The following is a 26,135-nucleotide window of genomic DNA, read 5'->3' on the forward strand; positions in this document are numbered from 1 at the left end:
TTCTGCTTAACCCTTTGTTACATACTTGTAATTTTTCTCCCTGACTTACTTAATAGATAATTATCTACTTTTTTTACTGTGAGTAAGTAAAACGGCATAAATAATTCATACGATAGAATCGCAATGGTGCTCTGTAATCCATCGCGAATTTGATGAAAGCCGATCGCAAACCAACTCCTGAAATGACTTTGCCTACCTTTAATCGCCCTGAACTACTCGCCCCCGCAGGTTACTGGGACTGTGCTAAAGCTGCTGTGGAAAATGGGGCAGATGCTATTTATTTTGGGTTGGATCGGTTTAATGCGCGAATGCGGGCGCAAAACTTCACGGAGGCAGATTTGCCCAAGTTGATGGAATTTCTGCACCGTCGGGGTGTCAAGGGCTATGTCACCCTGAATACACTGATTTTTCCCCAAGAACTTAGAGAAGCAGAGCAATATCTTCGTACGATTATCACTGCTGGCGTGGATGCAGTCATTGTCCAAGATATTGGAATTTGTCGTCTTATTCGTCACCTTTCTCCAGATTTTCCCATCCATGCTTCCACGCAAATGACTATCACCAGTGCAGCAGGAGTGGAATTTGCCAAATCCTTGGGGTGTCAGTTGGTAGTACTTGCTCGTGAATGCTCTTTGAAGGAAATTGAGAAAATCCAGCGCCAGCTTCCAGAACAAACCTCACTTCCTCTGGAAGTTTTTGTTCATGGTGCCCTGTGTGTAGCATATTCTGGTCAATGCTTGACGAGTGAAGCCTTAGGGGGACGTTCTGCCAACCGTGGCGAATGTGCCCAAGCTTGCCGAATGCCCTACGAGTTAATCTCAGATGGCAAAAGTGTAAATTTAGGAAATCGCAAATATTTACTCAGTCCTCAAGACTTGGCTGGCTTAGAAGTACTGCCAGAATTGGTGAAAGCGGGGGTGAGTTGTCTCAAGATTGAAGGTCGCTTGAAAACTCCTGAGTATGTCGCTAATGTGACCCGCGTTTATCGTGAAGCTTTGGATCGGGTAATGTCTCAGTTGGATGGAGGAGACAAGGAGAAATTCTCCACATCTTTTCAAGAACACTACAACCTAGAGATGGCGTTTTCTCGCGGACAGTATACGGGTTGGTTTGGCGGTGTTAACAATCAAGAACTCGTTCATGCTCACTTTGGCAAAAAGCGCGGGGTTTACTTGGGCGAAGTCATCCGTATCAGTAACGAAAAAGTAATAGTACGCTTACAAGCCCCAGTCAAACCAGGTGATGGTGTTGTTTTTGACTGCGGTCACCCAGAAGCGCAGGAACAAGGGGGTCGAGTTTATGCGGTGGAACAGAAGGGAAAAGAAACAGCGCTAACTTTTAGTCGCCGTGATCTCAACTTGCGACGAATACACGTAGGAGACAAGATTTGGAAAACCAGCGATCCAGAACTTGATAAGCAACTACGTCAGAGTTTTGCTGGAGAAAATCCGCAGTTTCAGCGTCCGATTCACATAGAGATGTATGGAGAAGTTGGTCAGTCAGTAACTGCGATCGCCCGCGACGAACTAGGTCACATTGTCCAGGTAGAATCTACAATCCCCCTTGAGGAAGCTCACACCAAACCCCTCACCCCAGAACGTTTACACGAACAATTTGGTCGTCTGGGCAATACTCCCTTTTATCTAGGAAGTTTGACAAATTACCTCAATGGTGCAGTCATGGTACCCGTGAGTGAGTTGAACCGTTTACGACGAGAGATTGTGGCGCAATTGGAAGAGTTGCGTTCCCAACCCAAACGTTGGCAACTCGGTCCTGAAGCCTCCCTCTCAGACTTACTTGCTTCCCCCTCCCTCCTTCCCTCCCTCCCTCCTTCATCCCACTCCCTGATTGTACTAGTGCGAAACTTCAAGCAACTACAAGCTGCACTAGAAGCGGGAATCGAAACACTCTACTGTGAATTTGAAGATCCCCGCGCTTATCGGGAAGCAGTGCAGATCGTACGCCAAGCAAACAAAGGAAATACTCAGCACTCCATCTGGGTTGCACCTCCGAGAATTACCAAACCTGGGGAAAATTGGATTTTGCAACAGGTGCGTTCCTGCGAGGCAGATGGCTATCTGATACGCAACTATGACCATCTCCAGTTTTTTGCCAATGAGCGTTGCATAGGGGATTTTTCTCTCAACGTTGCTAATCCCTTAACAGCAGATTATTTTAAGAATCAACTTGGTTTAGAACGGGTAAGTGCATCTTACGATTTGAACATTACTCAGTTGGAAGACTTGCTGACAAGTTGTCCACCCCAGTGGTTTGAGGTGACAATTCATCAACATATGCCCATGTTTCATATGGAGCATTGTGTCTTTTGTGCGTTTCTATCTCAAGGAACTGACTATACCAACTGCGGACGCCCCTGTGAGAAGCATGAAGTGAAATTGCGGGACAGGGTGGGGACAGAACACATTCTCCAAGCTGATGCAGGTTGTCGAAATACTGTCTTTAATGGCACTGCTCAAACCGGAGCCGAATACGTACAACACCTGATAGAGCTTGGTGTACGCAATTTTCGGATTGAATTTGTCAATGAGACTCATGAAAAAGTGACGCAAACGATACATCGTTATCAACAACTGCTGCAAGGTGAAATGACTGGCTCTCAACTGTGGCGGGAGTTAAAGTTACAAAATCAGCTTGGTGTGACTCGTGGTCCAATGGGAGTGAATCCAAGTCGGTGAGTCAACCTGCTTGCTCAAAATCCCTTGTCTTGCTAGATTTCTACAGCAAGACAAGGGCGACTTTTCATGCAGAGTGAAATAAATCTTTATGAGTTGAAACCGGAATAACACTAGATGAAAATGTAGCAGATAGTAATTGAACTTAAGTGTGCTACTGATTATGAGTGATACATTTAAACCTGGCGATCGCGTATTTGTGAAGAGCGGATCATACAAAGATCAACATGGCAAGGTGACTGGTGAGACGCAAGGTCTTTTTTTTAAAAAAGTGTCAGTAAAATTAGATAAATCTGGGAAGGAGGAGATTCTAGAGGGTGATTTACTCCATGAAAACTTAGAAACAGACGAAGTGGATGCCACAATAAAAAATGTTGAGAAACACTTTAACGAAGTTCTTCCCAAACTACCCGAACCAACGGGAGGACAAATGAAAAAAGAGATACCTACTCATCTGGGATATCTCAAAAATGCTCTAAATTCCAAACATAAACATCGAGCTAATCAAGAATCTACCTACCTTGTCGGAGCAATTCCAAGCATACGCGAAACCGAATCAATACCAAAAGAGTGGGGGAAGGATCTAGAAATTGGGCTGGATAGAATACAACACTGGATTAAAAAAAATCTGTGAGCCAACCTGGCATAGATCTTGTTTTTTTGATTAAACTCAGCAAGGCTGAGTTTAATTGCTTCTTTTTTTTTCAGATTCCGGATAGTTCTAATTTAAAGTCCCTAATTTACTTGAACAATAGTATCAGTCACACACTTAACAATTCAGCTATTCAATAAGACAAATTATTTCAAAAGTTCCAGAGTGAATTCCTAAGAGCTTCTCTTATAACGGGTAACCTTTCAACATTATATTCCAGTAGAGATAGGGAAAGCCATATTTTTTTAGCAGCCACATACTGTACCGTTCTCTAGTTGGATCAATTGGGAATGTGGGGAAAAGCTTGTTGTCATAACCAAATTCAGCAAGTACTACCTTGCCATATCCTGTAGTTATTGGACAGGAACTATAGCCGTTGTATTTTTGAGTGAGGTTTTTTGAGTTGATTAAAGCCAGTAAGTTATGAACAAGAACTGGCGCTTGTTTTCTCACAGCAGCCGCTGTTTTCGATGTTGGGAGACTCGCCGCATCACCCAAGCTAAAAACGTTGGGGTAAACATTGTGCTGTAGCGTATATTTGTTTACATTAACCCAGCCTTGACTTGCTCCATCTGGTACAGCTAATTTACTCTGTTTTATAAAATCTGGTGCGCTCATAGGTGGTGTGACATGGAGTAAGTCATATTGGATAGCTACTTCTTCGACACCTGAATCTGTTAAAACATCAAAAATTGCTGTTTTGGTATCTGCTTTAATTTCTTTGAGATTGTGTTTGTATCTTACGTCTATCTGTTTACGCTCAACTACAGAAAGCAGTGTTTGCGCAAATTCTTTAACGCCGAAAATTACTCCCATAGCTGTGCAAAACATGATTTTTGACTGAGGGCGTATCCCTTGTTTCCTGAAGGCATCATCAGCCAAATACATAATTTTCTGTGGTGCTCCTCCACATTTCACCGGAGTATTAGGGTAAGTGAATATAGCATTACCATCTTTGAAATTCTTGATGAGTTCCCAAGTGTAAGGGGCGTATTCATAAGCATAATTACTACAAACGCCATCTTGCCCAATTGTTTCTTTTAGCCCTTTAATTAAATGCCAATCAATTTGAATACCTGGAGCTAATACTAGATATTCATAACAAATACGCTTTCCTTCCTGAGTAATAACTGTATTGTTGTCTGGATCTAACTTAGCTACATAATCTTTGATCCAAGTAGCACTATCAGGAATATAGTCTTTTTCATCCCTTACAGTATCAAGAGCTTTGTAAACACCACCGCCAACTAGAGTCCAAGCTGGTTGGTAATAGTGCTTGTCTGTTGGTTCAATAATGGCAACATCAAGCTGTTTATTTTTTTTCAGCAGTTGGGCGGCAACTGTGATGCCTGCGGCTCCACCCCCGACGACTACGACTTGGTGCTGCACACTCACTGCGTCACTTGGAATGGCTGATTCACCATCTAATGGCTTAACTAGTGCTGAGGACATGATGTTTTTATTTGCTTTAAAAATCAAAACTTCTCGTTTTATTGATTTTATAAGTGTGAAAGCGCTTGCCTAAATCTTGTCAAGAACCAAATATTAATGAAATGTACTAAAGCTTTCTTCACAAGATGCGCTTACCCTGATACACGACTCGTGAGCTTACTTTAGGTAGTTGATACTTTTAAATATTATATTTTTTGAAAAAAAATTATGTTACTCTCCTACTTTTTGTAAAATAGACCTCTTGCAAAAGTCAGATTTTACGAGATTTTGTTAAGAGTTAAGCGTTCAGAATTCCCTGTTCCCTGCGATGCCTGTTCCCTACAACTGCCACGAAGTCTAATGACCAAATTGCAGACTAGAGATTCTGGAAAAGTTCTATAAGTCAATACGCTTGCTGTTTAGGGTTGATCCTCCCTAGCCCTCCTTAAAAAGGAGGGAACTAAGCCCAATCATTTCATGAATGGTGAAGCACAACTACCTCTAAGTCAGACCACCGTTCAGATAGGACTCCAGCAAGCGATCGTAAACCCCATACTTCACCTCGACGATGACCAACGGCGATCGCACTAATTTTTGTTTCTAGCAATGCTTGTTCAGCAGGCTGTCGCAACTGTCCGGTTATGTAAACATTCGCACCACGAGTTGCTGCTTCACGCACAAGCGAGTCAGTCATTGCACCAACAACAGCAACTCGTGTGACTTCAGTGGTTTGGGCTGCACGTACCTGCTCGTATTCACCAAATATTTGATTGACAATATCAGACAAACGGGCAAAGCTTTGAGTCGGAATATCTCCTATCATACCGATTGCTCTGCCGTCTTTGTTTCCCAACACTTCTAAACCACACATTCCCAAGACTTGAGCCAACCTAGAATTGAAAGAAAAAGTTAAGCGCTCATCAAATGGTAAATGATAAAATATAACACCAATATCTGGTGCTAGTTGTCCTGGTTCAAGTTTCCAAGGACGATGTAAGAACAGTGCATCTATATCTTGAGTGCTTGCCCATTCCTGTAATTGCGCCCCAGGTTCTAGTACCAAGCCGAAACGTTTAATAGGACGTGTTGAAGGCAAATATACACCTCCTCTTTCCTCTTGAGAGTATCGCTCAACAGCAAAGAATTGGTCTAGAAATTCTGTTATTTCTTGTAAAAGAATCAAGTTGCTTCCAGTCATCATTTATAAGCTATTTTTATGAAGAAACATAATTATAATTTATAAAAAATATTTGATGGAACGGCTGGCACAGATAAATTTCATAAATATTAATACCATTTTTCTATAAAATTGAGCTTAATTTAACTCCATTGTAGTTCCTCCTTAACTAGGGGACACAAGGGAAGGAGTGGATAATTATGAAACGCATTTTTACAAAGAATTGGTATTACAATTAGACAATACTAAGCAAACAGTTAATCAAAAATAAGTAGCTCAACCTAATTAAACGTGAAATGTCATTGCGTTAGCGCAGCGTGCCCGGAGGACAGCGGAACGCAGTGAAGCGAAGCAATCGCAAGAATCGTATCTTATGTTTTTTTGTTTTGACCTACTTAGTGCCAGTCATCTAACATTTAATTTTATGAGAAATGCTTAATAATCTGACAATTGGTAAAAAAATAGGTGCAAGCGTTGGATTTGGGTTAACGATGCTTGCCGCTATTGGAGTTGTTTCATACCAAGCGACAAACAATCTTATTGAAACCTCTCGCTGGCAAACCCATACTTATCAAGTACTTGATCAATTGAATAATTTAACATTTCAGCTAAAAGATGCTGAAAAATTACAACGTAATTATCTAATAACAGGAGATAAAAGTTCTTTACAACCTTATAACACTGCAATATCCGGGGTTAAGCAGAGTTTAGAATTACTAAAAAAATTAACTGAAGATAACCCAAATCAACAGCGTAGAATAGACGAAATAGAACCAGAAATTCAACAAAAAATAACGACAATGCAAAGCTCTGTTTATTTGCGCAATAGTCAGAAATTAGATGCTATACGGAAACAAGTCTTGACGGAAAATAGTAAAAATTCTAGCAATGAAATCCGTCGTATTCTGTTAAATATAGAAAGAGAAGAGCGGAATTTATTAGAACAGCGCTCTCGGCAAACTAAAGCAGCAACGGATAAGGTAATTAATACTATAATTTATGGTATTCCTCTAGCTTTTTTACTCTTAACTTTAATTGGTATTTATTTAACTAGAAATATTTCTAAACCTCTTCAAGAACTTTCTAAAGTCACAGAAAAGTTGGCAATGGGAGACTTATCTGTAAATACAACTGCTGACAATCGCCAGGACGAAATTGGTACGTTAGCGCAGGCGTTTAACCAGATGGTTGCCAATTTACGCCAGACAAGTAAGATAAATAATGAACAAAACTGGTTAAAGTCTAACATAGCTAAACTTAGCCAGATGCTGCAAGGTCAGAGAAGTTTAGAAACTGTCGCTAGTATGATTCTCTCTGAACTTGCCCCATTAGTTAATGCACAACATGGTGTTTTCTACATCATGGACTCTGTTGATGAACAGCCAATCCTCAAGCTTATCGGTAGCTATGCATATCAACAGCGTAAACATCTGTCGAACCGATTCTCCTTAGGTGAAGGACTGGTGGGACAATGCGCTCTAGAAAAGCAAAAAATTATACTTACAGATGTACCAAGTGACTACATTCATATCAGTTCTGGTTTAGGCGAAGCCAAACCATTAAATATTATTGTGTTACCTGTGTTGTTTGAAAATCAGGTTACAGCAGTGATTGAGTTAGCTTCTTTTCAACGCTTTGGAGAGATTTATCTGATTTTCCTAGAGCAAGTTACACAAACCATAGGTGTGGTACTGAATATAATTGCAGCCGATATCCGCACTCAAGAACTACTCCAACAATCCCAAGCTTTGACACAACAGCTACAAGTTCAGCAAGAAGAACTTAAGCACAGTAATAAGATATTAGAACAACAGGCTCAGACCTTGCAAGCATCAGAAGAACTTTTGAAGCTGCAGCAGGAAGAGTTGCAGCAATCTAACGAAGAATTGGAGGAGTTAACCGCCAATTTAGAAGAAAAAGCGGAGCTACTATCAACGCAAAAAAAGGAAGTTGAACGCAAAAATCAGCAACTTGAAGAAACAAGGCAATCATTGGAAGAGAAAGCAGAGCAACTAGCGCTATCGTCAAAATACAAATCAGAATTTCTGGCGAATATGTCCCATGAATTACGGACACCGCTCAATAGCTTATTAATTTTGGCGAACTTGTTAGCAGATAACGTTGAGGGGAACCTGAGTGCAAAACAAGTAGAATATAGCCGTACAATTCACTCAGCAGGTCGTGATCTTCTGGCGTTAATCAATGACATTTTAGATTTGGCAAAAATTGAATCTGGAACTATGTCAATTAACATTAACCAGATGCTGTTGCTCGAATTGCGCGACAACATAGAAGGTACATTTAGGCAAGTCGCAATTGACAAAAAACTTTCTTTCACCATTGAATTAGCTCCAGAACTGCCAACAACAATTGAAACCGATGTAAAATGCTTACAACAAGTGTTGAAAAATCTGTTAGCAAACGCCTTTAAATTTACAGAGCGAGGAGAAGTCAGCTTACGGATGTTTGTGGCAAAGCAGGGGTGGAGTTCCGACCAGGAAACTTTGAATTGTGCCCCTATGGTTATAGGCTTTGCTGTAAAAGATACAGGCATAGGTATTGCCTCACAAAAGCAAAAGATTATTTTTGAGGCATTTCAACAAGCAGATGGTAGTACGAGTCGTAAGTATGAGGGTACAGGGCTAGGCTTGTCAATCAGCCGTAAAATCACTGAAATGTTGGGTGGCGAAATCAAGCTTGAGAGTCACTTAGGTCAAGGAAGCACGTTTACGCTTTACTTACCCCAAATAGGAGGGGGGAGAGAAGAAGAGAAGGAGAGAGGGAGAGAGGGAGAGAGGGAAATTTCTCTGAGTTTGTCGCTGACTCCTTCAATCATTCCAAACTTTGAAGCACAGACACGAACACCCGATCTGCCCAGTCCCTTAATTGACGATAGAGGTAACATCCAACAAGGCGATCGCCTGCTTGTAATTGTGGAAGATGATCTGATGTTTGCGCGTATCCTTTTAGATATGGCACGCCAAAAAGGATTTAAGGTCATCCTCGCCCACAATGGCAGTACCGGTTTGAGATTGGTACAGGAATTTCAACCTTCAGCAATCATCCTGGATATCCGCTTACCAGAAATGGATGGTTGGACAGTGCTGGATCGCCTCAAGCATGATCCTTCTGTGCGTCATATCCCAGTGCATATCATGACAGTTGAGGAGGGGCGACAGCGCGGTTTGCAACAAGGGGCGATCGCCTATCTACAAAAGCCAGTTAGTAATGAAACGTTACAGCAAGCATTGACAAAAATGAGGGGTTTTGTGGATCGCAGTGTGAAGAATCTGCTAATCGTGGAAGATGACTCCACTCAGCGGTACAGCATTGTGGAACTGATAGGTAACGGCGATGTTGAAACGACTGGTGTTGCAACGGGAGCAGAAGCACTAGCGGCGATTCGCTCACAGCATTATGACTGTATGGTGCTGGATTTAGGACTACCAGACATGAGTGGGTTTGAACTGATTGAACAAATTAAGCAGCAACCAAATGGTGAAGCATTGCCCATCATCATCTATACTGCCAGAGAACTGACCAGAGCCGAAGATACTCAACTGCGACGCATTGCAGAAACGATTATTGTCAAAGATGTGCGCTCACCCGAACGTCTGCTGGACGAAACCGCTTTATTCTTGCATCGAGTACAGGCAAACTTGCCAATACCTAAACGACAAATGCTTGAACAATTGCAATCGTCTGATCCTGTACTCGCAGGCAAAAAAGTGCTGATTGTTGATGATGATGTGCGTAATATCTTTGCTCTGACAAGTATGCTTGAACGTTATCAAATGCAGGTTCTGTATGCCGAGAACGGTAAGGATGGCATTGAAGTCTTACAAAACAATTCAGACATTGATATGGTTTTGATGGATATGATGATGCCAGAATTGGATGGTTACCAAACCACTCGTCTGATTCGGCAAAATAATCAATTCAAATCCTTGCCGATAATTGCTCTGACTGCCAAAGCTATGCAAAGCGATCGCGACAAGTGTATTGAAGCTGGTGCCTCCGATTATATTTCTAAACCTGTTGACACCGAGCAGTTGCTTTCTCTTTTGCGCGTTTGGCTATATCGATAGTTTTCCGTATCCCTCTCACTTCCTCATTACCCCTTCATTTTGGCAAATAAAGATGCATACTGAGCCATTGTTTGCTGGGATAAAGGAAGTAAAAATTCACTTTTATTAAAAACTTCAGGTTTCATAAATAACAAGCTGCGTAAAGGTTCTTGAAAATCAGACTCAGCAATATTTTTAGAAATTGGTGAATTTGTTTTAGTTAGTAAAGAGATTTTTTTAGCAACACCAGGATTTAAACAAAAGTCTATCCATTGATATAACAAAGATTGCTTATCTTGGTCTACGGGAGTTACCCATACATCTGCCGAGAGTGCTGTTCCTGACTGAGGAACTACCACCTCTAGGTGTGGATAGCGCCCAATGACTGATACAACATCGCTTGACCAGCCAATTGCTAACCAAGTATCACCAATAATTAGAGGTTCCAAGTATCTAGTAGAATCGTAAAATTTCACCTGTTGATTTAATAGTTGTAATTCCTTTTCTAAATTTGGAACTGTATTTAAGTTTTCTGTGTTGTAAGATTTTTCTAACTTCTTTAAAACTAGACCAATCACTTCCCGTGGTTGATTTAAAAGAGAAATGCGTCCTCGCAGTTTCTCATTCCATAAATCACCCCAATCTCTGGGCGGGGTCAAACCTAATTCTTGGAACTTATCTCGGCGATAAATCATCACCGTACTACCCCAACGGTAAGGAACAGCCCAAACGTTTCCTTTGGAATCCACCAAACCTTTGTCGTTACGTGTTACCAATTCTTGCCATTTTTTGGGCAAACCAGACCACTGTTCTATCTTTGTCACATCCAGTGGTTGTATAAGTTTCTTCTCAATTGCATAACTTATCCAGTAATCTCCCAAAGTGACTAAGTCAGCTTTAGTAACTTTTTGAGATTTAGCAAATGGTAAGAAGCGACGCCATCCTTCCTCATCAGTACTATTCGTTTTTTTCTGCCAAGTTTGCAATTGTTGAAATAAATCCTGTAATTGCTCTACAGGAGTAAACTTTAATTGCACTTTTGGCTGCAAGCTGCTGAATTGATTAACCACCTGACCAGGGATAGAACCTTTCAACAGTTGCACGTTTAGCACCTGTTTGTTGTTAGCACACCCAACAAGCAGTTGTGAAAGCGCGAGTGTACTTGTACCTAGCAAAAAAGACCGTCGCTCCATTAATTTTGACTTTTAGCTTGGAAAAGCGTTAAGATTAGCAGTTTTACAAACCTAAGTCTAGCAAGAATTAAGTTAGACGATTAAAAGATACAGCAGCAATTCCTGAGTCACGCTCGTCACTAAGTCAGAAGTAAAATGTGCTCTATATCTGCCTCTTGAATTGAAAAGGCGTACCTCATTAGCTTGCAATCTGCTATAGCAGTGCTAAATGAGATTGCAAATTGTCTCATGAGGGCTCTTAACAGGGAGCAGGGAACAGGAATTGTTTATAAATGATTTAGGATTGCTATATATCTCTGTCGCTTGATTTATATTTTTTATTTTTAGATAAACAATATTTATTTTTAGATCATACTAGTCAACATAACTAATTGTCAGAGTTTTTTGACAATTAGATTTGGAATTTCCTTTTTCAACTTGATACCGATGTCAGCTATCAGTAATATTTTACTAAGTAATTATTCAGATAAGCAGTCAGTATTGAGTATGGAGTGTCTGACTTTTTGTTTTACAGTCTCTAAAATTAAAAGCGCTGAGGGAAAGGTTTTACGTCGAAAATTTATTTATGGGACAAAATAGACTCAGGTCGCTGAATCCAAAGGATTTATCTGGAGGAATTTACTGAGAACTTCGGACGACATAAGGGTTTAGGTTCCTATGCACTCAGCACCAAGAAAACGTTAAGCGCAAGCATTTTTCAAAAAAAAATCACTAATTTAATTTTTGTAAATAAAAAAAGTGACTAAGACTTGTAGATAATATATAGAAATATTTATAATTGAAAATTTAAGTATTGCATTTCAACAGAATATATTAAAAGTTAAAAAAATCATAAGTATAGTTAACATGGTCAATAGATTGAATACTATAGAAAAAGTAAGCGGATGAGGGTATTAAATGGAGCCATTACAAAAGCAGGTCCTAACTCTGGGTAATAAACTGGATGCCCTCTCTGAGGTGATTTCGCAGCTTGACAGTAAAGTTTCTCAAGCTTTATCAGAAGGCTGCTTAGTGAAAACACAACAGGCTCAGGATAATTTACTGGAGAATAGCGAAGCAAGGCGCTATCAGTTCAAATGCCAAAGCAGTTTCAGTTCAGAGCTTGAACATAAGGACGTGATCACAGATGGCATTTATCCAGACACCACGAATTTTCAAGGCGGAGACAAAAGTATAACACCAGAAATTCAAATCCAACGGCTGACAGCGCAATTAACAGCAGCATACAATCGCATTGCTGCTTTGGAAGAACAATTACTGCTCAAAAGAATTCATTCTTAACCAACCAAGAACATTAGAACTCCTGTCATAGCAACTCAGGTTGAACATTTCTACACAGTTTTTAGCTAATTTCATTGCATTCTTGTTCGATTAACATATTAACCAAATGCAAAATTCTTTTAAAGCTTGACAAGAGCGTGTTTTGTGCTTGACTATATTCTGAATTCTGACCCCTGCCTTCTAGACATGGGATCATTGTTAATTCTGATTTCTGCATTTTGACTCCTTTTCATATTGCTCTAATTGGTATTCAATTGCTTGCAAAAGTTGATGTTGCTGCCAACCTTGGACTAGATGAGCAGCTATACAAGCGCCCCCAGCGCCGACACCTTCTTTGACAAAACCCTGCTCGTAGGCTCTCAGTTGGGGATAACGGGAATTAGCAAAACTCAGTTCAGTCGCTAGTAGCGGTGGAGTCACTCCGTTAGGAGTTATGCTGCTCTTGCCAACTAGCTGCGCTAGTTCAATTGTGCCCCCCGTAAGGTCTTGTGCTACCCAACGGGTTGTTGCGATAAGAACTTCTTCTGGTCGCCAGGATAAAGCATAAACTTGAGCAATGGCACTGATCAGTGCATATACTGCTAGCATTTGTGTTCCACCAGCAAGCAAAACACCACAACTGCGGCTAAGAGCGATCGCCATGCCAGCAACTACAACTTGCATGGGATCGCCCACTGCAGCAACTAGATTAAGGGGATCAATGGAAGCAGGGGATGAGGATAGCGGAGTGTTAGCGTTTGCGCAGCGCCCCCTTAGGGACCAGCGAGCCGTAGGCTGGGAGTGTGGGAGTGTGGGAGTGTGGGAGTGTGGGAAAATATCCTTCCTTCCTTCCTTCCCTCCTTCCCTCCTTTCCTCCTCTGCTTGTCCTCGACTCCTCATCTTCTCCAGCCCAGCCTGCACCACTGTCCATTTTTGCGCGTGATTGCAAACTGGGTGAGAACTGTTTACCTTTCCGACTGCTGGTATGCCTAAGCCAGTTAAAATTGCTAAGGCGGTTGTCGTTCCTCCTACGACACACTCGCTCAAAATAAAATATCGATTTTGGATTTCTTTACCCAGTCGTTCTCCCCAAAGCAACCCCTGCTTGAACAAGTGGTGTACCGTTGCAAGTTCCATAGCAGCGCCTTGACTTAAACACCTAGCTGAAGAACCACCTAAATCAATAGCTGGGACAGCAGGGGACTGAGGTAAACCAGCATTAAATAAATAAACCGGAATATTTAGCGCCTCAACCACAGCGCGGGAAATAATCACGGGAGACGCCCCAGCCGCTAATGGTGGTAAAGAATATTTGGGTTTATGTTTTGCACCATAATATAAAAACTCAGCATCTGCACAAGCGGTGTATTTCCTATCCTCACAAGTACGACCAGCTGCGGAAATTCCAGGAATCAAACCAGTTTCAGTAAATCCTAAAACACAGGCAAATACGGGTAAACAACCGCGATATTTTGTTATCCATTCCTCTGCCTGATCAGTCTGAGTATAAATACGAATAAAGTCATTGGTCATTAGTCATTAGTTATTAGTACTCTGAAGAAACACAGGGAGTGTAGGGGTTCCCTGTTCCCTGTTAAGCGTTCCCTGTTAAGCGTTCCCTGTTCCCTGTTAAGCGTTCCCTGTTAAGCGTTCCCTGTTCCCTGTTAAGCGTTGTATCATTCATAATCCATTATGACTTGCACCCAGTGTGGGGGGCGGGGGATGGGGTTACCAAGGCGATCCAACAGCAGCCATGCTGCTAAGTGTACTGTAAATAAGTAGATAAAATTGTTGAAGATAATTAAGGCGATCGCCCCCACTTGAATCCAAAATACACTGGGATTCACCAAAATTCCCAGTTTGAGAACAACCCACTCTATAAAGTCCATCACTTGGTTGATGACATAAATCCAAAGGTCTTCATTAGTCAGCACAGACATCAACCATATACGAAAAAAGACTCCTATAGTCCCCAATAGTGCACCCAAGGTGATGGAAACAATCCAAGGAACCCGACGATTCCATGTTGCTCCCAAAAGTACGCCCATAAAGGCAAAGGGGATGACAAACAATAGACTGCGGACTGGTCCCATCAGCACCGCAAGCAGCAATCCACATGTGACTGCCGCCATCCATGCCGCTCGTTTGCCCCAGCGAAGGTATACTAGGGCGATCGGCACGGGAAAAAATATTCGTAACACAGGTCCTAAAGGAAAGTAGAAATTAATAAACCAAATCAAGCTAGCGGTGCTTGCTAAAAACGCTGTTTCCACCATTCTTAACGGCACTTCCAGCTTCATTGAGTTTTTGTTAGAGTCTTTTGTTTGCCTGACCATGAATTTCCAAGGAGTTAAGATGAGAAGAACGAACAACTGCTAAACGATCATTTTTTCTAAGGCTGACATATCGGGAATACAAATCACCTCTTGCTCTCGTTTAATCAGTCCTTTTTTTTCGAGTCTTGTCAAGACTCGTGTAACTGTTTCCCTTGCCAGCCCACTTAAACTACTCAATTCCCTGTGAGGTAAATTAGGAATTTTGATTCCCTCTTCTCCTTTCTTTCCCTGTCCCTCTGCTAAAAACAATAACGTATCTGCTACCCGCGATTGACTGTCAGATTCTCTTAACCGCAATCGCCGGTTTATTTGCCGCAAACGACGTGCCATCAGTTGCGCCAGTCGGACTCCCGCCATTGGTTCTGTTTGAAGTAACTTGACGAAATCTTGTGCTGGCATACTACCAATGACCGTAGAAGTCAGCGTAATGACATCAGTGGAACGAGGCACTTCATCAAGAGCTGCCATTTCACCAAATAATTCTCCTTTACCGAGAATATTCAGTGTTACCTCTTTGCCTTCCAAGTTATAAGTCCGTATTTTTACCCAACCCTCTACAATAAAATATACGGATCCACCCCAGTCATTTTCTAACAAAATCACTTGATTTGCTGGATGAGTGCGGGTTACTAGATGAGTAAGTGCTTGTTCTACAACGGTTTCAGGTAACCCTTGGAAAAAGGGTGCCAAGTACCTTAAGGGATTGGTAAGTGCTTGCACGCTATACCGGTCTTCCATTACGACATTTTGTTGATAAAAGCTGTAATATACACAAAAAATAACGCTACTTTTATAAGCCTAGGCTATTAAAGTACAGGCATTAAAATTTAAGAATAAACTATGTTACACAATAAAGCGAGCCAAGTTTTTTTTAGCAAAAGTATTGCCTTGTAGCAAAAAATTTCGCAAAAGTATGGCAATAATAAATAGTCTACAGCTTACAGTTCCCTGGTTGAAGACTAGCACCACTGTAAACATCAATACTTATAACTCAAAACTATAGGCAAGCTAAATAAATAATACTCATGGTCATTAATTTTTGCTACCCTATAATTTTTAGCTGTTTTGCTGCAAACTACAATAATATTGCCGGATGCCCGTCTAATGCCTAACATAGTTGCAACAGTTAAAAAAATTTCTATAGCCACCTGAGTTAAAATTCTAGATAAGGTAAATTAACGTGACTTCCCGCGCAACAGAAACTGAACAACTGATTGCAGAGATTGACCGCTTACTCACCAACAAGCGTCTACCTAGGCTTTTCTCTAATCAAGCATCAGAACTACGGCAAGTTTTAGAACGAATTCGCGACTTTTTAGTCAATTTATCAGAAAGTTATCCTCAAATTCCAATCCAGGAGGAGCTACAATCACAACAATCTTTACCACAGCAGCAATCTTTACAGCAACAGGAAAATATTAATGTTGTGGCAGGACAAGAAAACAATCCATTTGCCGTAGTGCTGGCACCGTTACAAGAAGAAATCAAAGCACTGTTGCAACAACGATCAAATCTTGCCGAGGAAATCAGGCAATTAGAACAAAAGCGGCTGCATAACTACTCCTTAGCACAGCAATTAGCGAATCAGGAGCAGATAATTTCAGAATTTTTGCAGGTGGTCAAAAGCCGCATTGTGTCTGATATTACACCACAAATAACAGAAACTGCGACCAATTCTCAAATCCAGCATTTGGTCACAAGTTACCAAGATCATACAGAACCTGCAACTTCTTCGACTTTACCCGTAGTGGAGTCACCAGAGCAAGTGGAGCGGTTGTCAAGGCTTGCGAACAAGTTAGATCAAAAGTTACTCGCCCTTGATGGAACTGTGAATGTTGTTTTTGAGGCATTACAAGGCAATATTCACACTTATCACGAGTCTTTGTCTCAGGCGCTGGCAAAAATGCACAGCAAAGGAGTGCAAGGGGAACAGTTACTGGCAAGTTTCATCGGCAATTTTACGCAGCAGTTGCAACAACAAACTTCCATCAATCAACTATCTGTTGAAAATGTAAAAGATGAAACTCCACAGTTAGTAGAATCTAAGCAATTAGCTTCAGAGTTACCTGAAGTGACACCAAATAATCAAGTACTCAGCTTGGAAACACAACAGGAGAGTGCGAATGCATCAGATTTGAATGCAGTCGTTTCTCAGGACAGGCAAGACACACAAAACTTTGTAGAGACTGCTGATATTATTGCTGTACACCAGGGTAGTTCTCCATTGAGTGACCAAGTAGACCAACTATATGCCAGTCTGTTTGGTGTTGACGTGACAGATGTGCCAACACATTCCGTCACCGATATCACGGATGACTTCTTTGATGAGCCAATAGCAACTGTATCCGCGCCCAGTGAAGTCACGGTTATCACAGAGACGACAACGACAACATCCTCTACTCCCACATTCCCTGAATTTACAGATGAGTTATTTGAGCAAACCATAACCACACCTGCTGAAAGTCAAGTTACAGATTTCACAGATGTCACAAATAAATTATCTGAACTTGATGACATTGATCTGACAACTTTTATAGATGAATTTTTTGAGGGGCAAACGACAACCAGACCGACGGTGACAACAGACGATGACAAAGATGTGACGGATGAGACAACAGTGAATGTCACAAATGTCAAAAATGAGTTATTAGACCAACCAACACTTACTTCATCTGCCAACACTTCACCAGCAACTGTAACTCATCAACCACAATCAGAGTTCCTGTATGAGATAACTTTTGAAGCACCGCAAGTACCAACAAAGCCGGTTACAGATGTCACAACTCCTTCAGTAGTGTCGAATCTCTCAGAAACTTCTCCAGACGCTCGAACAAATCAAGAACAACAAGTTGATTCTGTTGTTGAGATTCCAGATCCTTGGTTGGAAGAACTAGAAGCGGATCTTGTGAAACTCACTACTGATGACGCGAAACAGACACAAGATCTGAGCTTGGAAACCACAGAACAATCATCGATTCCTCTGGAACATATATTGGCAGAATTACCGCCTGTGGCAGAGTACACCCAGGTTGTTTCTTTGGACAGTACCCGCCCAGTGAGTCCAACAACTGAAAATATAATTACAATGTTGACTGACTTATTGGCTGATATCAACCGCGAGCAGTCACTGACAGTAACCACAGCACCTATCACTTCAGAAACCCTAGAAACTCCCCCACACAATATTGCTGAATCTTCAGCCGCCGAGATTCAAAATCGTGATACACAAGAGTCTTCAGATAACAACCTTCCTGCTTCACCAGACAAGAATGTGCTGTCTCAAGAAGAAAATCAATCTACAGAAATGGTTGATATTTCCTTAGAAGAAGCGCAGTTGGAGCAGTTGGAACAGGATTTAGCGAGTTTTGATGGGGAGATAAATGCCCTGTTGCACCCTTTTACTCAAACCGAAAATCAAGCACAAGCAGAGACTGAGCCAAACTTAAGCACAATAGAACCACAAGCAAAACTCGAAAAAAATGTGGTCACAGAAGAAATCGACGCTTCTTCTGTCTTTATTTCTGGTTCAACAAATAACGACGCTCGTAAATCTATTTGGTATTTAGGAATTGATTTGGGTACAACCGGAATTTCTGCTGCTTTGTTAAATCGCTCCACAACACAGGTGTATCCTCTGTATTGGTCAGCAACACAAACCCAAGAGGAAGCAACTTCTATAAAACGGTCGTTTCGTTTACCAGCAGAAGTTTATCTGCCAACTGCTTCGGTGAGTGGTGGCGAAACAGAAAGCTCATTTCCACAAGAGAACACAGCACCAGCGGTTGTAGCTGAAGAAAAAGTATCTGAGAATATAACTACGGGTTCTGGATCACCTCACTCAGGTGTAGCAACGCATAACTTATTCTCAGCGCAGTTGAAACCCTATCTGCAAATTGCTTTACCTTACAAGAGTGAGGGACAAAAATGGGAACCAGTTTTGCAGTTAAATGAATCTTTTAGTGTTCCATTGGTTTGGGTTGTGCGATCGCTCTCGAAATTGCTGTTAACATTCACCTCGGATCGCAGCAGCACGACGTTGGGTTTAACTGCCGCTGCTGTTGGTCTAGAGCAAGAAACCTTCCGTGATATTATCAATGAAATTACTGGTGTTATTTGCACTTGCCCATCCAACTGGTCGGAACAATATCGCTTTAACATCCGAGAAGCTATACTTATCAGCAAATTAGTGCAGCATCCGGAACAAGTCTTTTTCTTGGAGGAAGGGATTGCTTGTTTGCTGTCAGAACTTGACGGCGCTGAAGGTGAAATCGTCAAAATTACAGATCATCAGGGGACTCGTTCTGCAAGAACCAGCGATCGCCCTCTTGTGGGTAATACTTTCGTCCTTAATATCGGTGCTGCTGCAACAGAAATGGCGTTAGTTGATTTGCCGCAAAACCTGGAAGACCTCACTCATAGTGATTTTATGCTTCACGGTTTTGCTTATGCTGGCAAAGAATTAGAGCAAGACATTATTTGTCAATTGCTATTGCCATCTAAATGGCGACAACCACGCACGATTTCTCAAGAAGATACCAAAACAACTAGCACAAAATCCAAGAATTGGCAACCAGCAATTCCTGGTTTAGATCAGATGTCCTTTTCTAGTTTAGGCTTGGAAGAATTGAATTTGCCTCGGGCTGGGGAACCAGATGTTGGAGAACGCATTCGCCTACAGCAACGGCTAGAAAGTTCACTTTTAGGAAAGGCGATTATTGAGGCGGCGATCGCTCTCAAGCTGATTTTGCAACACCAAGAATCTTTTACTCTAGAACTGGCAGATCAGCAATGGGTTTTGCAGCGACGAGACTTAGAAAGTCAAGTGTTTGTCCCATTTGTTCGACGTCTCAACCGAGAAATCAATCGGTTACTTGTTGCCAAAGGCATACCAACAGAAGTAATAAATCAAGCTATCCTCACAGGCGGGGTTGCTTGTGTTGCGGCGGTGAGTCGTTGGCTGCGGCAAAAACTGCCCAACGCTAAGATTATCCAAGATTTGTATCTTGGTGAAAATGGATCTCCCAATTGCAGTCGGGCTGCATATGGTTTAGCAGTACTCCCTCTGCATCCTCAAGTCTTAGACGTTCCTAGACAACAGTACACCGACTATTTCCTGTTCACAGAATTGCTGCAAATTCTGCCATCAAGAGCCATATCCTTTAGCGAAGTTATCCAGTTATTTGAGAATCGTGGCATTAATACCCGCAGTTGTGAGCAACGTCTGCTGGCTTTCTTGGAAGGTGAGTTACCTTCTGGCTTGATCCCCACCAGTATAGATGCGATTTGGCTCACCCAAGGTTCGTGTGAAAATTCTAACTATAAGGCGATAACAGCCACACCACTTTTTGAAAAACAAGGAAGTCTCACTTTTCGTCCCAATACCGAACAACTCCAAGCTGTTGCTCGTTATCTCGACGCCATTAAACCTAGTATTCAGCAATCCCTAGAGGAACCTTACACAGTTAATTTCGCCTTGGGAATCGTTGATTAGCAATTTGTCCCCTTATCTCCAGAGGGGACTTTAAAGCCTACCGTTGTAGCGGCGCTAGCGTTAGGCACTGCCCACAACGTAAAAAAAAGTTTTGAGCGAACAATAGATATAGCAGTAGCCAAGTTGATTAGGACGAAGGTTGTTGGCTTATCCTTTGCGATAGCTTTTCCCATATGTCCTAAGATTTCTGTCCACTGCTATAGTATCCACTTTACAAATATTGCAATAACGCAATTGGTGTATTCCGGTGATTTTCCACATCTTTTTGTATCATTTCTAGTTGCTGAAAGCAAGATGTGATAATCTCATATATCTATAGGAAATCAAAGTGGGTTAATTGCTAACACCTATCGAAAGCATTTACCAAGTCAAACTCTTGGAACAAAAAAGCGTGCATATACCTCTCTGGAGAGTGGCTTTTCGGACAAAATCATAGTTTTCAACTTGACCTAAATTTTGTTTTTTAGAAAAAATATTTCTGTATAGATCTGGGCGAAAAATACTAATCTTATAAATAACAGCCATATTAATACTGAAATATTTATTTACAACGATTCAGGGTAAGCAATTCATTCTGCTTGACATTTCCAGCCAAGGAAAAACAACAGTCTGCAAGCTCGACTTGAAAAAGGTCGAGGAGGCAAGTGCTAACAGCGGGTAATGCCCGACAGTCGTGTAACTGCCCTGGCAGATGGCAGATGCCAGAAGGGAAGAAAAGTTTTTTCATCCCTTCTGGTGTACGGAAGTACATGATGGCTACTTAATACTCTCAGATTCTCCCTAAAAGGGTTTATAAAAAATTATGGACAATACAAACCGAAAAAAAATCGTCATTCAAGGAGAAATGGCACTCCTTCTGCGAGGCTTAATTATTGGCAAAGTCTTGACACTTGTGGTTATTGGTGGACTGTTCTGGTGGCTCGTGCGCCCACGCTTGTTGATTACCGATAACATTAACTCTTCGCCTAGTCAAAGTGTCAACACTACCTCTACCTCTAGTCCTAAATTAGCCTTTGGGACAGGTGCTGATATTCCTATCGGTTCCTTCAAATACGGTGGCAGTACAGCCTGGGCACCTATTCGACAATTAATAGATTCTCAAATTCAAAATTCTCATCCAGAATTGCAATTAAATTACGTAAAACCGACAAACGGCAGTCCTGGTTCCGGTTCAGGCATTCGTATGTTGCTTAACGGGCAATTGGATTTTGCACAGTCTTCTCGTCCGGTAACAGTTGAAGAGTTGAACACAGCCAAGCAGCGAGGTTTCACGCTTGAACAACGTCAAGTTGGTATTGATGGAATAGCGGTAGTCGTGAACCCATCACTCACGGTACCCGGTTTAACAATTGACCAATTGCAACAAATTTATCACGGTGACATTACAAACTGGAAACAAGTTGATGGACCAGACTTACCCATCACTCCTTTTGCCCAACGTCCAGAGGACGCAGATACACTAACATTTGTAAACAACCAATCAAGCGGCACATCAAGCAAAAAAAACTTAAACAATCAAGGATTTCGGTCTAACATCCAGTATGTCAACTCTACTACACAAGCACTGCGCTATATCAGTAAAACCCCAGGGAGTTTGTATTATGCTTCTGCTCGTACACTAGTCCCTCAATGTAGTGTGAGGCTTTTGCCAGTTGGTCGGACTCCGACTTCGCTCATCCCCCCTTACCGTGAACCCAAAGTGCCAAACGAGGAGTGCCTACACAAGCGCAATCAGATTAATACCGAAGCGATCAAAAATGGCAGCTATCCACTCACCACAAATCTGTTTGTGATTATTAAGCATAACAACGGTCGCGAAGAACGGGCAGGAGAAGCCTATGCCAAACTTTTACTGACAGAGCAAGGGCAACAAGCAATTGAGCAGGCTGGATTCGTTAGAGTTCCTTAAATTTGTATGATTCCTTTGTGTATACAGTTACATTAGATATCAAGCAGGATGCATACTTCACAAGACACAAAGGAAGAATATATTAACCTCCGCAATGAATCCTATTAAACATGGATTTGCCTATCAATGTACTAGTTTATACTAAATTTACTAATGTGGGCTTTGAGTTGCTTACCAGTAAGCAGGTTTCCTTAGACATTCAGCAAACGTTCCTTAAAAAGGTGGTTTTCCGCCACTGGAACGCCTTTGAGTGTAGAAATCATAGTGACAGAGCTGCTTATCTTCTTCAGGTTAGTCTAGAGGATTGGTTGTTTGGCTGGCTGTACAACGATGAGTGGGATAACACTAATTACAGCTACATACCGTACTTTATTTGCTACCACCTAACGAAACCACTACACTCTTTCCAGGTTGAAAAAGTTTGTGCTTGCCTGCAAAAGGGACCATTAGCACTGGTAGATCGCCACAACTTTTCAAATTCCTTAAAATCCCTGATTCTAAAAGACGTGAGTAGTTACCAGGAGGCGAAGCCAGGAGTGTTGATTTCCTGGGAAACCCGTCAGCAAATTCATATTAACCTTAAGCAGGGAAAATTCATAGATTTATTTATCCCGGCGAAGGAACACGAACGGGTTATCGAACTATCGTTACCAGTCGAATCTCAAGAACTATTTACTGCTGACAAAAGCGCTGAAAACCCTACTTTGCTCCCTTTGATTCCAGTTACAGAAAAACGAAGGATTAGGGAAGTGTCGTTACCAGTCGAATCTCAAGAACTATTTGCTGCTGACAAAAGCGCTGAGAATAATCTTTTGGTACTTCATAGAAATTTTATTTTGCTGTTGGGAATAGGCTTTGGCGTAATCACGAGTTTGGCAGTGATAGTTTTTATCTACGTATTTTTTCAGATGACATCGTCTGAGAAATCACTCTTACAAAATACTTCACCTCCAACGACTCCACTACCACACAATTTTGGCAATTTTGTACGTTAATTATTTTTATGCCAAGAGGAGCTTAACAGTTATCAGTTATCAGTTACCAGTTAATCTCCATGAATGAATTGCTGAGGATTTTAATAAGGAATGAATAATTTTTCTTTTTCCACTCAATTTGGGGGCTTGCACCATCTTTTAAGAAGTGAAAAGTGCATAGTTTTTTAATAACTGTTCACTGTTCACTGTACACTGATTCGGTCAACCTTTGACACCGCTAGCAGTTTCTGTAGGGACAATGTAGCGTTGTAAAAACAGGAATAGTAATAGTACTGGAGCGATAGAAATGACTGAACCTGCGGCGACTAACCGCCAGTTCAAGGAAAATGTACCCGCAAGCTTGGCGACTCCTAAAGGAAGAGTGTATAAGTTTTCATCTTGAATAACTATTAAAGGCCATAGAAAGTCGCTCCAAGAACCAATAAATACGAAAATTGACAGAGTGACGAGTGCTGGACGAATTGCCGGAATCATAACGTACCACCAGATGCCTAACTCCGAACAGCCATCCATGCGTGCTGCTTCTTCCATCTCTTTGGGGACACTCATAAAAGCTTGTCGCAACAGAAAAATCCCAAAAGCAGAAGCTAAATCAGGAAAAATGATTCCCAAATAAGTATTTCTTAAACCCAATTGAACTGTCAAAATGTACAGCGGAATCATCACGATTTGAAAAGGAATCATAATCGTGCAAACAATGGCAAGAAAAATCCAGTCTCTGCCTGGAAAAGACAATCTTGCCAGTGGGTAAGCAGCTAAAGCGCAAAAAATTAGATTTAAGCATACAGTCAGCACCGCCACCAAAGTACTGTTGAATAGATATTGCCCAAAGGGATTTGTCTGCCAAACATTGATAAAATTCTCGATGGTTGGTTGACTTGGCAATAACTGCGGGGGGGATTGAAAAATATTTTCGGTTGAGGATTTTAACGCTGTACTGATTAGCCAAAACAGGGGAAATAGCGTTAAAACTGCTATAACCAGTAATGGTACGTACATTAATAAACGATTTTGGATTTTCCAATTACTCATTTGCCAAGAAGTTTATGTCTGGTTGTTCTATTCTCATGTTCGCAGACGGCAACCCATTCCTCTATGCAACGCCAAAATTGGCATAATCATAGCTATGGTGAGATATCCGGAACAGGATATGTCGCATTATTGTCTAAGGTTTAATCCAAGAACGACAAAATGCTGAATACAAGATTAAGACCCTGTTGGTTAAATTAATATGTTTGATGTTGTCAAGCGAACTTTACTTTTATTTTCGTGTATGCACAAGCCTAATTACTTATACCAAAGAAAAGTTAAAAATAAGGCAAGTCAACTTTTGGTATCTTTTGTTATAGCAGTTCTTCTTTGGTGGGAATTACTACCGGGAGTTGCTTTAGCACAAACTCAGACTCCAGCGCCTACTGAAAATTCGATTCAACCTTATTTGAATCGGGTGATCAAGCAGTTGAGTGAGTTCCGCCTTGACAATGGTATGAAGTTCATTGTCTTGGAAAGACATCAAGCGCCAATAGTTTCTTTTCTGACTTATGCTGATGTCGGTGGTGTGGATGAGCCAGATGGAAAGACTGGTGTAGCTCACTTTCTGGAACATTTGGCTTTTAAAGGTACGACGCGCATCGGTACTTCTAATTACCAAGCGGAAAAACCATTACTTGAACGTTTGGATCAATTGGCAGAGCAAATTATAGCAGCAAAAGCGGCTAATAAAAAAGATGAAGTTACTAAGTTAGAAGCCCAATTCAAGAAAATAGAAGCACAAGCAACTAAACTCGCCAAGCAAAACGAATTAGGACGAATTGTGGAACAGGCGGGAGGCGTGGGTTTAAATGCTAATACCTCCACAGAAGCGACTCGTTATTTTTATAGTTTTCCTTCTAATAAATTAGAACTGTGGATGTCTTTGGAATCAGAAAGATTTCTTGATCCTGTGTTTCGGGAGTTTTACAAGGAAAAAGATGTCATTTTAGAAGAGCGACGTATGCGGGTGGAAAATTCTCCCATCGGAATCATGATGGAAAAGTTGATTGATACATCTTTCAAAGTCCATCCTTACAAGCGTCCAGTGATTGGTTACGACCAAGATATCCGTAACTTAACACGCGAAGATGTGCAGAAGTTTTTCAATGCGTACTATGTTCCCAATAATTTGACTATTGCCGTTGTTGGTGATGTCAACGCCGAACAGGTAAGAAAACTAGCACAAATTTACTTTGGGCGTTATAAGGCAAAAGAAAAAGCAGTTGCTCAAATCTCTGTAGAACCAAAGCAAACACAAACACGGGAAGTGAGTGTTGAACTACGTTCTCAACCCTGGTATCTGGAAGGTTACCATCGTCCCGCAATGACTCATCCAGATCACGCTGTTTATGAAATTATTGGTAGCTTGCTCAGTAGTGGGCGTACGTCCCGACTGTATAAGTCTTTAGTGGAAAAGCAGCAGTTAGCGCTCTCGGCACAGGGTTTCAGCGGATTCCCTGGAGATAAGTATCCAAATTTGATGTTGTTCTATACTCTCACAGCTCCGGGTCATACGGTTGATGAAGTGGCTGTGGCTCTGCGCCAGGAAATTGATAGGTTAAAGACTGAGCCAGTGTCTGATACTGAGTTACAGCGCGTAAAAACACAAGCGCGGGCGGGTTTGTTACGCATACTTGATTCCAATATGGGAATGGCACAGCAGTTGTTGGAGTATGAAGTGAAAACTGGCTCTTGGCGGAATTTGTTTAAGCAGTTGGATGAAATTATAGCTGTGACACCTGCTGATATTCAGCGGGTGGCGACAGCGACGTTTACAACGGAAAATCGTACAGTTGGTAAGATCTTGTCGAAGCAGGGTTGATTAACAAATAAGAGGAATGAACCGCGAAGACGAGCCAGCGCTGCAGGAGGGTTTCCCTCCGTAGGCGACTGGCATAG

General features: G+C 41.5%; 16 protein-coding genes. 8 read left to right on the forward strand and 8 right to left on the reverse strand.

Annotation, left to right across the window (positions count from 1 at the left end; genetic code table 11):
* Positions 1 to 152: 152 nt before the first annotated feature.
* Positions 153 to 2,696 carry a U32 family peptidase gene (locus tag AC5JM2_RS24870; protein ID WP_495837491.1) on the forward strand — a complete coding sequence of 848 codons (2,544 nt, stop codon included), beginning with the start codon at positions 153 to 155 and terminating at the stop codon, positions 2,694 to 2,696.
* Between the two features lie 160 nt (positions 2,697 to 2,856).
* Positions 2,857 to 3,327: a hypothetical protein gene (locus AC5JM2_RS24875; protein ID WP_495837492.1), complete on the forward strand. Its 471-nt coding sequence runs from the start codon at positions 2,857 to 2,859 to the stop codon at positions 3,325 to 3,327.
* Between the two features lie 204 nt (positions 3,328 to 3,531).
* On the opposite strand, the gene AC5JM2_RS24880 is transcribed toward AC5JM2_RS24875, so the two are convergent.
* Positions 3,532 to 4,797, reverse strand: a complete 1,266-nt coding sequence (locus tag AC5JM2_RS24880) for an NAD(P)/FAD-dependent oxidoreductase (protein ID WP_495837493.1) — start codon at positions 4,795 to 4,797, stop codon at positions 3,532 to 3,534.
* A gap of 454 nt (positions 4,798 to 5,251) precedes the next feature.
* Positions 5,252 to 5,977, reverse strand: coding sequence for a Nif3-like dinuclear metal center hexameric protein (locus tag AC5JM2_RS24885; RefSeq protein WP_495837494.1), 726 nt, complete (start codon positions 5,975 to 5,977; stop codon positions 5,252 to 5,254).
* A 407-nt stretch (positions 5,978 to 6,384) separates the two neighbouring features.
* Here AC5JM2_RS24885 and AC5JM2_RS24890 point away from each other — a divergent pair, with 407 nt between their 5' ends.
* Positions 6,385 to 10,041 (forward strand): response regulator, encoded by a 3,657-nt coding sequence (locus AC5JM2_RS24890; protein ID WP_495837495.1) that lies wholly within the window; start codon positions 6,385 to 6,387, stop codon positions 10,039 to 10,041.
* Between the two features lie 26 nt (positions 10,042 to 10,067).
* Here AC5JM2_RS24890 and AC5JM2_RS24895 read toward each other — a convergent pair whose 3' ends face one another.
* Positions 10,068 to 11,213, reverse strand: a complete 1,146-nt coding sequence (locus AC5JM2_RS24895; RefSeq protein ID WP_495837496.1) for an extracellular solute-binding protein — start codon at positions 11,211 to 11,213, stop codon at positions 10,068 to 10,070.
* Positions 11,214 to 12,110: 897 nt separating this feature from the next.
* On the opposite strand from AC5JM2_RS24895, the gene AC5JM2_RS24900 reads away from it, so the two are divergent.
* A complete protein-coding gene (locus tag AC5JM2_RS24900) occupies positions 12,111 to 12,494 on the forward strand; it encodes a hypothetical protein (RefSeq protein WP_495837497.1) in 384 nt (127 codons plus the stop codon).
* Between the two features lie 198 nt (positions 12,495 to 12,692).
* On the opposite strand, the gene AC5JM2_RS24905 is transcribed toward AC5JM2_RS24900, so the two are convergent.
* The 3 genes from AC5JM2_RS24905 to AC5JM2_RS24915 form a co-directional block, all read right to left on the reverse strand.
* On the reverse strand, positions 12,693 to 14,006 hold the full coding sequence (locus tag AC5JM2_RS24905) for a nicotinate-nucleotide--dimethylbenzimidazole phosphoribosyltransferase (RefSeq protein ID WP_495837498.1): 1,314 nt from the start codon (positions 14,004 to 14,006) through the stop codon (positions 12,693 to 12,695).
* A 143-nt stretch (positions 14,007 to 14,149) separates the two neighbouring features.
* Positions 14,150 to 14,809 (reverse strand): DUF2232 domain-containing protein, encoded by a 660-nt coding sequence (locus tag AC5JM2_RS24910; RefSeq protein WP_495837499.1) that lies wholly within the window; start codon positions 14,807 to 14,809, stop codon positions 14,150 to 14,152.
* A 39-nt stretch (positions 14,810 to 14,848) separates the two neighbouring features.
* Positions 14,849 to 15,547, reverse strand: a complete 699-nt coding sequence (locus tag AC5JM2_RS24915) for a Crp/Fnr family transcriptional regulator (protein ID WP_495837500.1) — start codon at positions 15,545 to 15,547, stop codon at positions 14,849 to 14,851.
* A gap of 442 nt (positions 15,548 to 15,989) precedes the next feature.
* Here AC5JM2_RS24915 and AC5JM2_RS24920 point away from each other — a divergent pair, with 442 nt between their 5' ends.
* Positions 15,990 to 20,300 (forward strand): hypothetical protein, encoded by a 4,311-nt coding sequence (locus AC5JM2_RS24920; protein ID WP_495837501.1) that lies wholly within the window; start codon positions 15,990 to 15,992, stop codon positions 20,298 to 20,300.
* 541 nt (positions 20,301 to 20,841) lie between these two features.
* On the opposite strand, the gene AC5JM2_RS24925 is transcribed toward AC5JM2_RS24920, so the two are convergent.
* Positions 20,842 to 21,051 carry a hypothetical protein gene (locus AC5JM2_RS24925; protein ID WP_495837502.1) on the reverse strand — a complete coding sequence of 70 codons (210 nt, stop codon included), beginning with the start codon at positions 21,049 to 21,051 and terminating at the stop codon, positions 20,842 to 20,844.
* Positions 21,052 to 21,102: 51 nt separating this feature from the next.
* Here AC5JM2_RS24925 and AC5JM2_RS24930 point away from each other — a divergent pair, with 51 nt between their 5' ends.
* Both AC5JM2_RS24930 and AC5JM2_RS24935 read left to right on the forward strand, forming a co-directional pair.
* Complete coding sequence (locus AC5JM2_RS24930) at positions 21,103 to 22,209, forward strand: PstS family phosphate ABC transporter substrate-binding protein (protein WP_495837503.1); 1,107 nt, start codon at positions 21,103 to 21,105, stop codon at positions 22,207 to 22,209.
* Positions 22,210 to 22,319: 110 nt separating this feature from the next.
* Positions 22,320 to 23,204, forward strand: coding sequence for a hypothetical protein (locus AC5JM2_RS24935; protein WP_495837504.1), 885 nt, complete (start codon positions 22,320 to 22,322; stop codon positions 23,202 to 23,204).
* Between the two features lie 201 nt (positions 23,205 to 23,405).
* Here AC5JM2_RS24935 and AC5JM2_RS24940 read toward each other — a convergent pair whose 3' ends face one another.
* Positions 23,406 to 24,236, reverse strand: a complete 831-nt coding sequence (locus tag AC5JM2_RS24940; protein ID WP_495837505.1) for a carbohydrate ABC transporter permease — start codon at positions 24,234 to 24,236, stop codon at positions 23,406 to 23,408.
* 241 nt (positions 24,237 to 24,477) lie between these two features.
* On the opposite strand from AC5JM2_RS24940, the gene AC5JM2_RS24945 reads away from it, so the two are divergent.
* Positions 24,478 to 26,058 (forward strand): M16 family metallopeptidase, encoded by a 1,581-nt coding sequence (locus AC5JM2_RS24945; protein WP_495837506.1) that lies wholly within the window; start codon positions 24,478 to 24,480, stop codon positions 26,056 to 26,058.
* Positions 26,059 to 26,135 lie beyond the last annotated feature (77 nt).

This window comes from Brasilonema angustatum (assembly GCF_059505445.1).